The organism is Mycoplasma cottewii (assembly GCF_024918975.1).
In the GTDB taxonomy this organism is placed as follows: domain Bacteria; phylum Bacillota_I; class Bacilli_A; order Mycoplasmatales; family Mycoplasmataceae; genus Mycoplasma; species Mycoplasma cottewii.
The window spans coordinates 528,435-542,975 of record NZ_CP103424.1; the positions used below are offsets into that span (position 1 = coordinate 528,435).

Below are 14,541 nucleotides of genomic sequence, written 5' to 3' on the forward strand. Positions count from 1 at the left end.
TAGATTTGCATTTTTATTTTCTCTTTTTTCTTGAAGCAATAAACATATAGACTACAGCAATCAATACAAGCACAGAAGCGACTATAAATACTATTGTTTGTCATTTAATTTTATTTGTTTTTTCATCAGGAACATTAAATTTTGGTCAATTTGTTTGTCCTAAACTAGATACAGAAGCGAAGTTATCAAAGTTTGTCACTTTTGAAACATTTCATTCAGATAAGTTTTGGTTAAATGCTACAGCACCTTCAAACATCGCATACATATTAGTTACATTTTCGGTATTTCATTTAGAAATGTCCTGATTAAATTTAACAGCTTCTCTAAACATAGTTTGCATATTTGTTACATTTGAAACATCTCAAGCAGTATATTTTAACTCACCTTTTTCAACTGGTTTAGTATTTATGCTTTTATTAAATCTTGAAGCTTTATTAAACATCGCTTGCATATCAGTTACTTTTGAAGTGTTTCATTTAGAAATGTCTTGATTAAAAGATTGTGCATTTTGAAACATACCGTTCATATTAATTACACTTGAAGTATCTCAATTCGATATATCTTGATCAAATTCTTTAGCAGCATCAAACATTAAACTCATATCTTTTACTTTTGAAGTGTTTCAAGTATTTAATGATTTTCCATCATTATTAAATTTAGATGCTGAACTAAACATATAACTCATATTTGTAACATTTGAAGTGTTTCATGATGAGATATCTTTATTAAAGATATTGTTATCAGCAAACATTTTACTCATATTAGTTACTTTTGAAGTATCTCAAGCAGTGTATGTTTGTTCATCTTTTTTAATTTCTTTTTGTTTAATGTCTTGATTAAATGATTGAGCATTTTCAAACATACCACTCATATTTTGAACTTTAGAAGTATTTCAAGAAGAAATATCTTTGTTAAATGCTTTTGTTCTTGAAAACATTTTACTCATATCAGTTACATTTGAAGTATCTCAATTTCCTATTTCTTGGTTGAATAATTCAGCTGAATCAAACATACTGCTTAAATTAGTTACACTATTTAAATTTCAATCTTTTAATGATTTATTAAATGCTTTTGTGTTGCTAAACATACCACTCATATCAGTTACTTTTTCAGTGTTTCATTTAGAAATATCACCATCAAAAACTTTGGTATTAGCAAACATTTTACTCATACTAGTAACTTTTGAAACATCTCAAGCAGTGTATTTTAACTCACCTTTTTCAACTGGTTTAGTATTTATATTTTGATTAAAAGCTTCAGATTCTTCAAACATAGAATTCATATTGATTACATTTGAAGTATTTCAATTAGAAATGTCATTATTAAACACTTTTGTTTTAGCAAACATATAACTCATATCTTTTACATTTGAAGTATTTCAATTTGATAAATCAATATTAGAAATTGAAGAATTATAAAAAGTATGATTCATACTAGTTATTTTTTCAGTGTTTCATTTTTCAATACCTTTAATTTCTTTTGAAGTAACACTTCTAAAAGCATCTGTTAAGTTTGTTATAATTTCAGGTAATATTTCAGGAACTTTTTCAGTTTTAGGTAAAAATCTTTCTATTTGGATTTCACCTTTATCATTTGTAAAATATCCAATTTTAGTACAAATTAATTTACCTTTTTCAGTTTTATATTCAGCTTTTTGTGATTTTTTTTCAACTTGTTTTAAAACTAAAATATTATCTGATTTATTAGTTTGAAAAACTAAACTACTTGATAAAGCAGTTGAAGATATAGTTAATAATGAAATAAATGTTAAAAGTTTTTTCACGATTTTCTCCTATTTTTATATTTACTAAATAATAATATCAAACTTTTAAAATAATAAAAAATCTATTTGTTTAAAGTTGAAATTATAACTTCTTGAAGTGTTGTATTTCTTTTTTTAGAACTTCGGTTAATACCTTGAATAAATATATCTTCTTTTGTAATAATAATTAATTCTTTTTTAGCTCTAGTAATAGCTGTATACAATAATTTTTTATCTATAAACTGATTAAAATGAGTAGCATCTAAAACTAAAATAACTTTATCATATTCACTACCTTGAGTTTTATGAACACTACATGCATAACTTAAAGTTAAATCATCAAAATTTTGATTATTAAACTCTAAAATAGTGTTATTAAAATTTACAATTGCAAAATCAAATTTATTATTTTTATAAATAATTGAATCAATAATTCCAACATCACCATTTGAAATATTTAATTTACTATCATTTTTTAAATACATGATTTTATCTGATTCGATATATTTATTTTTTGCTCTTTGATATTTTTTTTGTTGATCATTAATATTGAAATTGAAATTAGACTGAATTAGATCATTTAAATTATTTATCCCTAAAGTTCCTGCATACATTGGACAAATTATTTGAGTATTATAAGGATTATTAAAATCTAGATCTTTTGCATAATTAGTTTTAATTTGTTCTAAACAATACTCTTTATCAGTATTAAAAATAAATTTAACATTATTTAGTTGATCAACTTTTGTAATATCAAAAGTATTGTTTTTAATCATATAAGCAAGATCAATAATTCCATTGTTTTCTTTTTGACGGTGAATGTGTTCTAAATTAATTGTAGGAATAGTATTTGTTTTTATAATATCAAAAAAGACATTTCCATAATTAACACTTGGTAATTGTTCTGGATCACCTACTAAAACTATTTTTTTAGCTTTTAAACTAGATTGTAAAAATTGACTAAATAAACGATTATCAATCATTGAACACTCATCAACTATTAGTAAATCAAATGATAAAGCATTTTGTTTGTTAATAAGAAATCTGTTTTCATCACCATCATATTCTAATAATCTATGAATAGTTGTAGCTTCTGATTCTATAAAGCTTTCTCTAATTTTAGCAGCAGCTCTTCCAGTTGGTGTTGAGATAGAGAATTTAGATTTTTTATACATTTTTTGCATTAACTTAACAATAGCTTGAATAATTGTAGTTTTACCAGTTCCAGGACCACCAGTAATAATTGTTATATTATTTTTAGCAAAAGTTTTTAAAGCATTAATTTGAGAATTATCATATTTAAAATCTTTAATATTTTTAGAACTTGCAATTTCATTTTCTATTTCTAGTATATATTTATCTAAAGTTTGTTCATCAATTGAATTATTTAAATTATTTTTTAAATGATAATCTAAGCTTAAAGCAATTTCTTGTTCATCATAATATGAATTATGAGTATAAATTTTATTTTCTTTAAATACTAATAAATTATGATCTTTAGCATGTAAAAGACTAGATAATAATAAGTCTTTATTTTCATTGATATCTATATTAATAAATTCTTTAATTTTTCTAAATAATGCTTCTTTATTTGTATAACTATCTCCAGTTGAAAATAAAATATCATCACAACAATGAAAAGCTCAATAAGCTATTCTATTAATATCATTAGGGTTTTTTGAAAAATGAAGTCATATTTTATCGATATCTTCGATATTTCCTAAATTTCTTTGAAAAGCGAATTCAAAAAAATTATTAGTAAATATATTAATAAGTTCTTCTTGACTATTAACATATCATTGAGCTTTTTCTAAAATATTTAAATTTAACTTATTATTAATAAATTCACTTGTTAAAGAATTATTTTGATTAATATCATAAATAATGTCATAAATATGTTCTAGTTTTGATTTATTTATACCTTGAATTGATAAAAATTTTTCTTTATCATCTAATATTTCTTGAATAAAATTTTCAGAATAATGTTCAGCTATTTTTTTAGCTGTTAAATTACCAATACCAGGAAAAACATCAGATTTTAAGAAATTAATAATTTGTTGTTTACTATCAATTTGAGCAAAATCAAAATGAACCACATCAAAACTAGCTCCATATTTAGCATGAGTGTTAACTGATCCTGTGATTTCATATAAAACTTTAGTTTTCATCAAACCAATTTGACCTTTAATTTTGATTGTTTTTTTCTCATTTTCTTCACTAGTAAAAATAGCAAGACCTCAATTGCCTGATAAATATATAAATTTTGAAATATATCCTCTTAGTTTTATTTGTTTTTCCATAATTTCTTTCTATTGATTAGTATTTTTGTTTTTGTATAAATTATTTTTAAATTCTATTAATTCTAATTCTTCTTGTTCTTTTTTATATTTATATTCTAATTTTTTAATTGCTCTTAATTGTTTTTTTGTAGGTATTAATTCACCATTTTGATAAGCTAGTAAAATAATTTTATTTTCTTCTTCGATTTGATATTCTTTATTTCTTTGTAACATGCTTAATAATGTGCCAATAATAACTCCGATTAAACCACTAACTATAGCTATAATAAATCTAGTTAATGATTTTACAGTATATGATGCAGTTCAGTTATACATTAAATCTCCAGTATAAATTATTGAAACACAAAGCATAGCTAATCCTAGACAATAACTTAATGCATCTGATTTTTGAATGTTTAATAATATTAATATTCAATTAATAAAAGTTACTAGTATTAAATAAGCTAAACAAATTAATGCTAAATATAAATAAGCAAATTTACCTAGTTTTTTATAATAATTAAAGTTAAAGTTTTGTAAATCTCCACCTACTAAAAATAAAATAACTAAAAATAAACTAACTACAGTTAGAATTTGAACTAAAAAATTTATTCAAATAGGAGTTCTAGAATTTTGAAATTTAATTTCATTTAATAATCTTTGTTTTTGTTGTTCTTGCATAATTATTTTCCTTTTAATTAATTTTAAGTATATCAAATAGAAATAAAAAAGCACCTTAATAGGTGCTTAGTTATGGAGTTTTACTCCAATAAATTGTGCATAGAAGAGAATCTCTTCTGTAAAAAGATATATAACTTAAATAATGACATTTTGCGTGCACTACGTACACATTAATATTATATATCTTTTTAAAATAAAAATAAAAAAACACTAGTAAATTCTAGTGTTTGTTATTTTCATATGGAGCAGGTGAAGGGAATCGAACCCTCACAGTCAGCTTGGAAGGCTGAAGTTCTACCATTAAACTACACCTGCGTTAACTTGACACTCTTATATAATAATACATATATTTCTAAGTGTCAATAACTTTTTTAAAATTTTTTGAATTATTTTCTAATTCCTAATTTTTCAATAATAGCTTTATATCTGTTAACGTCTTTTCTAACTAAGTAATTTAAGAAATGTCTTCTTTGAGCAACTTTTTTTAATAAGCTTCTTCTTGTTGGAACATCTTTTTTGTGAACTTTTAAGTGTTCAGTCATGTTAGCGATTTCTTTAGTTAGAATTGCGATTTGAACTTCAGCTAAACCAGTGTTTTTTTCTGATCCACCGAATTCTTTAATTAAAGCTAATTTATCTTGTTTTGATATCATGATATAGCTCCCTCTTTTGTGATTTATTAATGTATTATCAAAGATATATTTGGGATGAATAATACCTTTGGTAAACTATCAACTAAAATATTATAACACTAAAGTAGAAAAATGATAATATTTTTTAAAATTCTCTGAAATGATATTTTTTAATATTTAAGAATAGCTTATCTGTAATAAATTAATAATTTAATATCATATGATAAAATCAACTAATAAATTAGAAAATCTAAAGGGATAACATTATGTATTTAACAATTAAACAAACTAGTGATAAGTGAAATATTTCAGAACAAGAAATATTAGATTTAATTAATCAAAACAAAATATATGGATTTATCAAAGAAAATAACGAATATAAAATACCTATGGACTTAGATAATCCTTTAGATTTAATTGATGTTGATTTATTAGAGTTAATTGATAAAAGAATGAAAGTAATCGAATCTTTTACTCCTCTTGAAGAACACGAACTTAATCGTATTAACAAAGATTTTGCTATTGAATATGCTTATAACAGTAATGCTATTGAGGGAAATACTCTAAGTTTAAGAGAAGTTTATTTTATTTTTAAAGGAATGGTAATTGATAGAAAACCTTTAAAAGATCATTTAGATGTAATCGGACATAAACAAGCATTTGAATACGTTCTTGATCTGGTTAAAAATAAACATAGTTTATTAACTGAAGATGAAATCAAAAAAATACATAATTTAGTTTTAATTCATGATTGAAGAAATGCTGGTGTTTATAGAAATGTTCCTGTAGTTATTTTTGGTTCTAAACATGATGTTGCTGATGTATATATGATACAAGTAAAAATGCAACAACTATTAGATTGATATTACAATTCAAATGAACACATAATCAAAAAGATTGCAAAGTTTCACTTAGATTTTGAAGCAATCCATCCTTTTATTGATGGTAATGGACGAACAGGTAGACTTTTAATTAATTTTGAATTAATGAAAAATGGTTATTATCCAATAGATATCAAATATATAAATAGAAATCTATACTATCAAGCTTTTCATGATTATCATTCAAAAAACGATCTATCAACAATGCTTAATTTAATAGCTAATTATGAATTATTAAGAATAAATTATTTTATAAGAATACTTTATGACAGAGAAAAACTTATTAAACAAAGAAAAGAATAATATCAAAAAAAAGACTCTTATGAGTCTTTTTTAACTTACTAATTTGTTTTTGATTTTATTTGTTTTTTCTTTTTATCTTGTTCTAAAACTTGTGTTTTGTTATCTTGTTCAACTAATTGAGCAATTAATTTTTGATTATTTTCTCAACTTCTAGAACTTAAATGATATGAATAGAATTGAATTAAATCAGTTATAGTCATAAATAATGTTGGAATTAAAGCACAAGCTAAACTAGTAAATAATATTCAGAAATTATTACTATTTCAACTTAAATGATTTTGTTTATTAACTGATAATAATCCAAATACTGTGTCATTAACTCCAGGAATTACAAATGCAAGCATTGAAACAATTAAAACAATTGATGATCCAACTATTAGCGGTTTTGAAACTGTTCAATCTATTTTTCTAGTTTCTTTTCAATTAGTTAATTTAATTAAATGACTAAATATTGTTGGAGCTACAACACTTGTAATAAACATTGCAGTTCTACCAAAAATTATAAATTCATTTAATTTTGTCGGATTTGTTAAAAAGTAATTTCTGTTATTTTGAATAAATAAGAATCAATTATCTGCTTTAGTTTTAGTTTGATTCATTCAATAATTCATATCAGTTGCTGACATTGCAATGATAAAACTAATAATTTGAGCAACTGATAGAGATAACCCTATTTGAAAAATTGGTCATACAATATCTTTTAAAATTCCATCATTTTTCTTTTGAGGTTTTAATAATATTAAAGAATTATCTAAAGGACTCATTCCAATACCAAAAGCTAAACATGAATCAACAACTAAGTTTATAAATAAAATATTTGAAGCTTCAAAAGGTGAAACTTTTAAAAATAATGAAATTAAAACTATACTTAAAACATTTGCTAAATTAAATCCTAATAATAAAACGATTGCACGTCTAATTTTTTGAAATACGTTTCTTCCTTCAACAACACCTTTAATAATTGTTTTAAAATTATCATCAGTTAAAATTGCATCAGCTGCTTGTTTTGCTACATCTGTTCCAGTGATTCCCATAGCAACACCAATATCAGCTTTACTTAAACTTGGAGCATCATTAACTCCATCTCCAGTCATCGAAACAATATAACCTTTATTTTGTAATGCTTGAACAATTCTAACTTTATGCTCTGGATTAACTCTTGCAAAAATTTTAATATTATCAATTGCACTTGCTAATTCTTGATCTGAAAATTGTTCTAATTTATCTGAAGTTAAAACTTCATAAGGAGTATAAGCTAAATCTAAAGCTTTACCAATAGCTAAAGCAGTAATTGCATGATCACCAGTTATCATCACAACTTTAATTCCCGCTTTTCTAGCTTCATTAATTGCTTGCACTGCTTCAGGTCTTACTGGATCTATCATTCCAGTTGCAGCTATAAAAATTAAATCTGATTCATAATTTTTATCATCATCACTAATTATTTTAAAAGCATAACCTAAAACTCTTAATGCATCATCACTTAATGTTGAAGTTGCTTTTTTAATTTCTTTTTTATGATCTGAAGTTAATTTAACAATTTTATTATCTAAATATATTTTTTTACATTTTTTTAATAATTCATCTAATGCACCTTTTGTAAATACAACTTTTTGATTATTTTCTAAACTATTAACTGTTGTCATTAATTTTCTTTCACTATCAAAAGGTATTTCATCAAGTCTTTTATATTTTTTTCTAAATTTTTGTTCATCAACGTTCATCATTTCAGCAAAATCAACTAATGCTAATTCAGTAGGATCACCAATTCTTTCACCGTTTTCAGTAATTGAATCATTTGGTAAAACTAATGCTTTTAAAAACATTTTTTTAGCATCATTTGCTTTTAAATTAATAAACTCATCTGAATTAATTACTTTATTATTTCAAATAACTTTTTCAATAGTCATTTTATTTTGAGTTAATGTTCCAGTTTTATCAGTACAAATTACATTAACTGAACCTAATGTTTCAATACTTTCTAATTTTTTAACAATAACATTTTCTTTTACCATTCTTTTTGTTGAAAATGATAAAGTGATCGAAACAATAGCTGATAGTGATTCAGGAATAACTCCAATTGCTAAAGTAATTGCTACCATTAAATAACTTGATCAACTATTTTTGTTTCCTGTAAATAAGAATAATAAGAATATAAATGCACTAATAACAACAGCAATAAAAGAAATTAAATAACTAAATTTATTAATCTTTCTTCCTAAACTTGTAGTTTGATCTTCATTTTCTGAAACTGCTTTACTTATTTTACCAATCTCAGTATTAACTCCAGTTTCAACAACAACTCCAATTGCTCGTCCTGAAGTTATAAAAGTTGACATAAAAGCAATGTTTTTCATATCAGATAATATTTTAGTTTTTTTAATAGCATCTGAAGTTTTTTCAACACTAACTGATTCACCAGTTAAAATTGATTCATCAATCATACAATCACTAGTTTCAATTAAACGTAATTCAGCTGGAACATATTTTCCTGCTTCTAAAACTACAATATCACCAACTACTAAATCAGTAGCATCAATTTCTCGACTTATTTGATCTCTTATAACTATCGCTTTAGGTTGAGATAAAGATTTTAATGCATCAACTGATTTTCTTGCTCTAATTTCTTGAACAGTTTCTAAAGTAGCATCTAATAAAATAACAAACATAATCACAATAAAATCAATAAAATCTTCAAAATGAGGTTTTAATGTATGTTTAGCTATTAAAGGAGCAATTATTGAAATTATTGCAGCAATAAATAAAACTATTTGAATAGGTCTAGCTAATGCTTTTAAAAATAACACAACTGCAGGAGTTGGTTTTTTTACAGATAACACATTTTTACCATTTTTAGTTAATCTCAAATTAGCTTCAGCTTCAGTTAATCCATTTTTAAAATCTGTTTTTAAACTGGATTCAACTTCACTTAAACTTTGAGTTTTATAATCGTTCATACAAATTTACTCCTCTAAAAGTTCGTTTATTTTATCATAACATTCACTTATATTTGTTTTGTTTAAATTCGATATTTTTATAAAACTATCACTAGAAACAAATCCTAATGTTTGTTTAATCATTTGTTCATTTTTACTATATTCATTTCTTTTTAGTTTATCTAATTTAGTTCCAACAATCACAACTTTGATATTATAGTATTTTAAAAATTCATACATTTGAATATCATCTTTTGTTGGTTTATGACGCAGATCAACTAGCATAAAAACACCTTTTAAATTTTTTCTATTTACAAAATAATCTTGCATCATTTTAGCAAATTGAATTTTAGTAGCATCATTAATTTTTGCATACCCATACCCTGGAGCATCAACTAATCTAAACTGAGATTTATTAATATCAAAAAAATTTAACAACCTAGTTTTACCTGGAGTATTTGCAACTTTTGCCAACTTATTATTATTTGTTAAAGAATTGATAAAACTAGATTTACCTACATTACTTCTTCCAACAAAACAAATTTCACTAATATCATCATTAATTCATCCACTTCTATCAGCTGCTGATTTAATAAATACGGCTTGTTTAATCATAAATACTCTCCTAATCTTTAATATATTTATTTAAATTATCTTTAAATCATTTTTCTAAATTTTTATTTATATAAAGTTTAATTTGTTCTTTATTGTTGTTTTGATCAAAATAATTAATAACTACTTTTTTAAATGTTTTATTTTCAAATCTAATAGAAAAGATTTTTTCTAACTCTATTAATGTATTAGAAAAAATTAAATATTTTGTTGTATTAATTACTAATATTGTTTTAATAAGTTTAGGATTTAAAAAATATAATAATATAACATTAATAATTTTAATAATCACACATATTTCAAACAGATAATATTTATTAGAAATGTTTTGATTAATATATAAACTAAAAATTACACTCACTATTATTAATAAAACAAAATCAAATAAACTATTAAATAAAACTATTAAATAATTTTTCTGATTGTATAAATATAAAAGATTTTCTTTTCTAATAAGTTTTAATCTAACATTAATTTGAAATAATAAATAAAAATTACTAATAAATATAAATATTGACAAACATAAAATCAAAACATATAAAACTATTGAAGAAATCAAAGCCGAACTAATATTATTACTTATCATTATTTTCATCTCTTTTTCTAATTAATTTTTGAATTGTTAAAACAAAATCAAAAACTTCACCTGTAATTTGAATTTCTTGTTTATTAGTTGTTAGATAACAAGAATCTAAAAATTGATCATTTTTTCTAATTACACAAACTGAAATTGATTTAATATCAGTTATTAAAATCTTAAAATAAGAATCTAACAAATTAATAACTACTCTTTTATTTGTTAGATAGATTGTTGCTTGTTGTAATTGATAATCAACTTGTTTTTTTAACTTAACATTTTCTTTTAAAAATAAATAATCATCATATAAAAAGTCTTTAATTAAGTTTTGTTTAGTTTCTCTTTTAAGTTTAGTTTTATTTAAATTCTTTTTATCATTAACTGAAACTAAAAATTCTTTTTCTAATAAAGCAATTTCATCAACAGGAAGTTCAAATTTAAACGTTGTTTGATTTAAATTATCATTTTTATGTTTAAGTTTATATTCATTTCATTTTTTAAAAAATTGTTTATTGTAATTAATAAAAGCTTGATTTTTAATTTGATATAAATAAGCTAATAAACCCATTACAATAAGTAAAATAAAATAAATTATTAAAAAAACTATAAAAGCAATTATTTTATCCATATTATTCTTCTTCTAAGTTAATTGTTTGTTGTCAAAAATTAATAAATTCTAAATAAGCTTGTAATTTATTTAAAATATCTAATCTTTTTAAATCTAAAATATCATTGAAATTAATATTTAATTTTAAAATATCAATTAAAAGTTTATTTCCTTCTAATAGATCATCAAAATCATGTTCACTTATTAAAACATTATAAACTTTTTAAATTCATCTTTTTGTGAATTTAATTGTTCAAATAACTGTTTATTTTCTTTTAAAAGTTGATTAGATTTTTCAACTATAACTTGTTTGTAAAAATCAATATAATCTTGTTGGTGATTTCACTTCATAGCATTAGTGTTATTTTCTAATTCATCTAATTGTTTAAATACAAAATTATTTTGTTTTAATAAAAAAGCTAAATGTTTACTAATTTGTAAACTACTTATTAAATTAAATACACTACTATCTTTAATATTTACTAATTCATTTATAATTAAATCTTCTAGTTTTTCTAATTTATTTACTAACTGATCTCAATTATCTAAACTTTCGATATTTTCAAATTCATTAATTAAGTTTTCTAACTGAATGTAGGTGTTATTATCTTTATTTAATTCATCTAAAACATTATCTAAATTAGCAATAATTAAACCTAAACTAGGTTCAAAAAAATCTAATTCAACTTCTTGGTGATTGTTTGACATTTTACTTCTCCTTTAATAAAAATATTAATTTAATTATAACTTATATAAATAGTCTTTTTTATATATAATAGAAAATGAAACGAGGTAGACAATGATAGAAATTTATAAATTAAAAGATCTAAACTCTTATGATTTACAAGCATATTCACACATTAATCCTTGATTTAAAAATAGATTAAATAAGTTAATTTTAAAAAATAAAAAATTAATCTTAAACTTTAATTTAAACCCAAATGATTACATAACTTTTGATGATATTAGTCAAGTTAAATTAGATAAAGTATTTAAAGATGTTAATAATTATTTAAACTTTTTTAAACCTAAAATTAAACAAATAATAACTGAAAAACAACTATTTAAAAAGTTCAGTAATTCAATTAGAAACTATATGATGTTAGTTGGTATGTGTCATGCAATTAACACTATGATTGATTTTTATAAGAAATTAGATAAAGAAACAATTTTAAATAAACAACAAACAGTATATTTAATAGGTAATGAAGTTTTAGATAAAAAATTTGAAAGATATACAATTGAAGTACTTAAATTAATTCCTGATGAATATAAAAATAATTTAAAAGATTTATACTCAGAAAAAATTGAAATTCATAATAGTTTTTTTAACTCTAAACAATTTGTTAAATGAACAGCTAAATACGCTTCAAGATTATTTAAAAATGAAAAAATTAATCAAAAAGATTATTTAAAAATATTATATTTATGTTATTTAGAAAATGATTTTAATAGATCTTATATATCTTTATTACAAGAATTTGTAAATAAACTAGTTTAGGAGTAAATATGAAACAACAAATTACAAAAGGTGGAACTAATATTTCTTATAAAGTTGATGATAAGTTTTTACAAATAAAAAAATATAATTCTTTTAATCATAATATTGATTATTCATTATTAAAAATATTTGATTTTGTACCTAAACTAATTAGAAATACTGATAAAGAAATGGAATGAGAATTTATTGATGGGGTTGAACCTATTATAGATATATCAAATATCGAACTGGTTGCTAATCAAGTTAAGCAAATTCATAATTCAAATTTAAAATTTCCTGAATTTAATTTAACTAAAAGAGTTGAACATTATAGACAAAAAATTAAAGAGTTAAATACTAATACTAAAGTGTTAGATGATTATTATGATTTGATTGATGATATTTTAAAATCTATGGAACATAATACACCGTTACATAATGACTTATTTCCTTTTAATATGATTCAAACAAATGACAATAAAATTTATTTTATTGATTGAGAATATGCAACTATGGGAGATAAACATTTTGAATTAGCTTATTTAATAGAAACATCTCAAATGAATCAAGAATGTGAAGATAAGTTACTAGAAATTTATAAAGATTATGATTCTAAAAATTATTGTTATGCAAAATTTTTGTAAATTATATAATAATTTTATGAGTTAGAACTCAAACTGCTGCGCCTCATAATACAAAAATGTTTGAAGAAAGAATTTATGATTTAGCAAGTAAATTATAAAAAGGGGTTTCTCGAAGCCCATTTTTATAATTTCTATTTAATATTAAGAATTTCTAGTTGATTCATCTGTTGATGGATTTGGTGTTATTAAAGTATCAGTTCCAAAACCGTTTAAAATTTGTTGTAATCTTTCATTCAGTCTTTGCAATTCTGCAGATCGATCTATCATTGTTTTAGACAATACATCATAATCAATTTTTAATTGAGCGAATAAAGTTTTAATTTTGATAAATTTTTCTAAAGGACTCATTGCTTCTCAAGCTTGTTTAGTGATTTGTGGTTCTAATTTTCCAATTAGTTCAATAAAATCCGGACTATTGAAAACAGTAATATCATTTTTTAGTTTAGTTAACTCATTTATTTGAGTTTGGAAGTAATTAATTAATTTTGCATTAGCTTGTTCTACTTTTGTTAAAACACTGTTTGAAATAGTTAATACTGCTTTAATTTGATCTCTAAGTATTAATTTATCATAATCTTTTTCTACACTCATTAAAGTTTTGAAATCAAAACCTGATGATAATAGATTTTCAATTGTCGTAGGTAGTTCTTTTTCGTTTTCTTCTAGTTTTGTTTTAACACTTTCACTAGATTTTAATTCAACACTTTTACCAGTAACACCTAAATAAACTAGATAATAAGTAACGTTACTTTGTTCTAAACTAGTAGTTTGTTTTGTTAATTTAACAACATTTTCATAAATAGATTTTGCAGAAGCTAAGTTATCTTGTGCTGCTTCAACAGTTTTTTTAAGTTCTTTTTCTAACTCACCTTTTATTCTGTTAGTTTCACTCACTTTTGAAATAAGATCTTGTTTTAATCTTTCACACTCACGTAATTTCTTTTCAAATTGCATTACTAAATTTGACATTTGAGAATTACTATTCATTGTTTTAATACCATACATGGTTCCACCAGCTACTGATCCACCAACAGTTAATCCAGAAAATAGTGGAATTAAAAATTTTAGTTTCATATGCACATTATTTCCTTTACAAAATATATTATTTAATATTAAGTTTTGCGTAAGAATGCCACTTACTTTTTAA

General features: G+C 22.5%; 12 protein-coding genes, 1 tRNA gene and 1 pseudogene. 3 read left to right on the plus strand and 11 right to left on the minus strand.

Annotated elements, in window-relative coordinates; translation table 4 throughout:
• Positions 1-13: 13 nt before the first annotated feature.
• The 5 genes from NX779_RS02310 to rpsO form a co-directional block, all read right to left on the minus strand.
• Positions 14-1,783: a BspA family leucine-rich repeat surface protein gene (locus NX779_RS02310; RefSeq protein WP_259429819.1), complete on the minus strand. Its 1,770-nt coding sequence runs from the start codon at positions 1,781-1,783 to the stop codon at positions 14-16.
• Between the two features lie 62 nt (positions 1,784-1,845).
• Positions 1,846-4,062 carry an SF1B family DNA helicase RecD2 gene (gene recD2, locus NX779_RS02315; protein WP_259429820.1) on the minus strand — a complete coding sequence of 739 codons (2,217 nt, stop codon included), beginning with the start codon at positions 4,060-4,062 and terminating at the stop codon, positions 1,846-1,848.
• Between the two features lie 9 nt (positions 4,063-4,071).
• On the minus strand, positions 4,072-4,722 hold the full coding sequence (locus NX779_RS02320) for a DxFTY motif-containing membrane protein (protein ID WP_259429821.1): 651 nt from the start codon (positions 4,720-4,722) through the stop codon (positions 4,072-4,074).
• Between the two features lie 241 nt (positions 4,723-4,963).
• Positions 4,964-5,037 (minus strand) — tRNA-Gly (locus NX779_RS02325).
• 71 nt (positions 5,038-5,108) lie between these two features.
• On the minus strand, positions 5,109-5,375 hold the full coding sequence (gene rpsO, locus NX779_RS02330; RefSeq protein ID WP_004426738.1) for a 30S ribosomal protein S15: 267 nt from the start codon (positions 5,373-5,375) through the stop codon (positions 5,109-5,111).
• Between the two features lie 245 nt (positions 5,376-5,620).
• Here rpsO and NX779_RS02335 point away from each other — a divergent pair, with 245 nt between their 5' ends.
• Positions 5,621-6,538, plus strand: coding sequence for a Fic family protein (locus NX779_RS02335; RefSeq protein ID WP_259429822.1), 918 nt, complete (start codon positions 5,621-5,623; stop codon positions 6,536-6,538).
• Positions 6,539-6,576: 38 nt separating this feature from the next.
• Here NX779_RS02335 and NX779_RS02340 read toward each other — a convergent pair whose 3' ends face one another.
• The 5 genes from NX779_RS02340 to NX779_RS02360 all read right to left on the minus strand — a co-directional run bounded on the left by NX779_RS02340 (position 6,577) and on the right by NX779_RS02360 (position 11,978).
• Positions 6,577-9,495: a cation-translocating P-type ATPase gene (locus NX779_RS02340; protein WP_259429823.1), complete on the minus strand. Its 2,919-nt coding sequence runs from the start codon at positions 9,493-9,495 to the stop codon at positions 6,577-6,579.
• A gap of 6 nt (positions 9,496-9,501) precedes the next feature.
• Positions 9,502-10,089: a ribosome biogenesis GTP-binding protein YihA/YsxC gene (yihA, locus tag NX779_RS02345; RefSeq protein WP_259429824.1), complete on the minus strand. Its 588-nt coding sequence runs from the start codon at positions 10,087-10,089 to the stop codon at positions 9,502-9,504.
• Positions 10,090-10,099: 10 nt separating this feature from the next.
• A complete protein-coding gene (locus tag NX779_RS02350) occupies positions 10,100-10,681 on the minus strand; it encodes a hypothetical protein (protein WP_259429825.1) in 582 nt (193 codons plus the stop codon).
• The gene (locus tag NX779_RS02355) at positions 10,662-11,291 is read right to left on the minus strand and encodes a hypothetical protein (protein ID WP_259429826.1); all 630 of its coding nucleotides are present in this window, start codon (positions 11,289-11,291) and stop codon (positions 10,662-10,664) included. Before NX779_RS02355 ends, NX779_RS02350 begins: the two co-directional genes overlap by 20 nt.
• 183 nt (positions 11,292-11,474) lie before the next feature.
• Entirely contained in the window at positions 11,475-11,978 is a 504-nt protein-coding gene (locus NX779_RS02360) for a hypothetical protein (RefSeq protein WP_259429827.1), read from the minus strand.
• 91 nt (positions 11,979-12,069) lie between these two features.
• Here NX779_RS02360 and NX779_RS02365 point away from each other — a divergent pair, with 91 nt between their 5' ends.
• Positions 12,070-12,771 carry a hypothetical protein gene (locus NX779_RS02365; protein ID WP_259429828.1) on the plus strand — a complete coding sequence of 234 codons (702 nt, stop codon included), beginning with the start codon at positions 12,070-12,072 and terminating at the stop codon, positions 12,769-12,771.
• Positions 12,772-12,779: 8 nt separating this feature from the next.
• Positions 12,780-13,492 (plus strand): annotated as a pseudogene (locus NX779_RS02370) (phosphotransferase).
• Positions 13,493-13,535: 43 nt separating this feature from the next.
• Here the strand turns inward: NX779_RS02370 and NX779_RS02375 are convergent.
• Positions 13,536-14,468 (minus strand): hypothetical protein, encoded by a 933-nt coding sequence (locus NX779_RS02375; RefSeq protein ID WP_259429829.1) that lies wholly within the window; start codon positions 14,466-14,468, stop codon positions 13,536-13,538.
• Between the last annotated feature and the right edge of the window lie 73 nt (positions 14,469-14,541).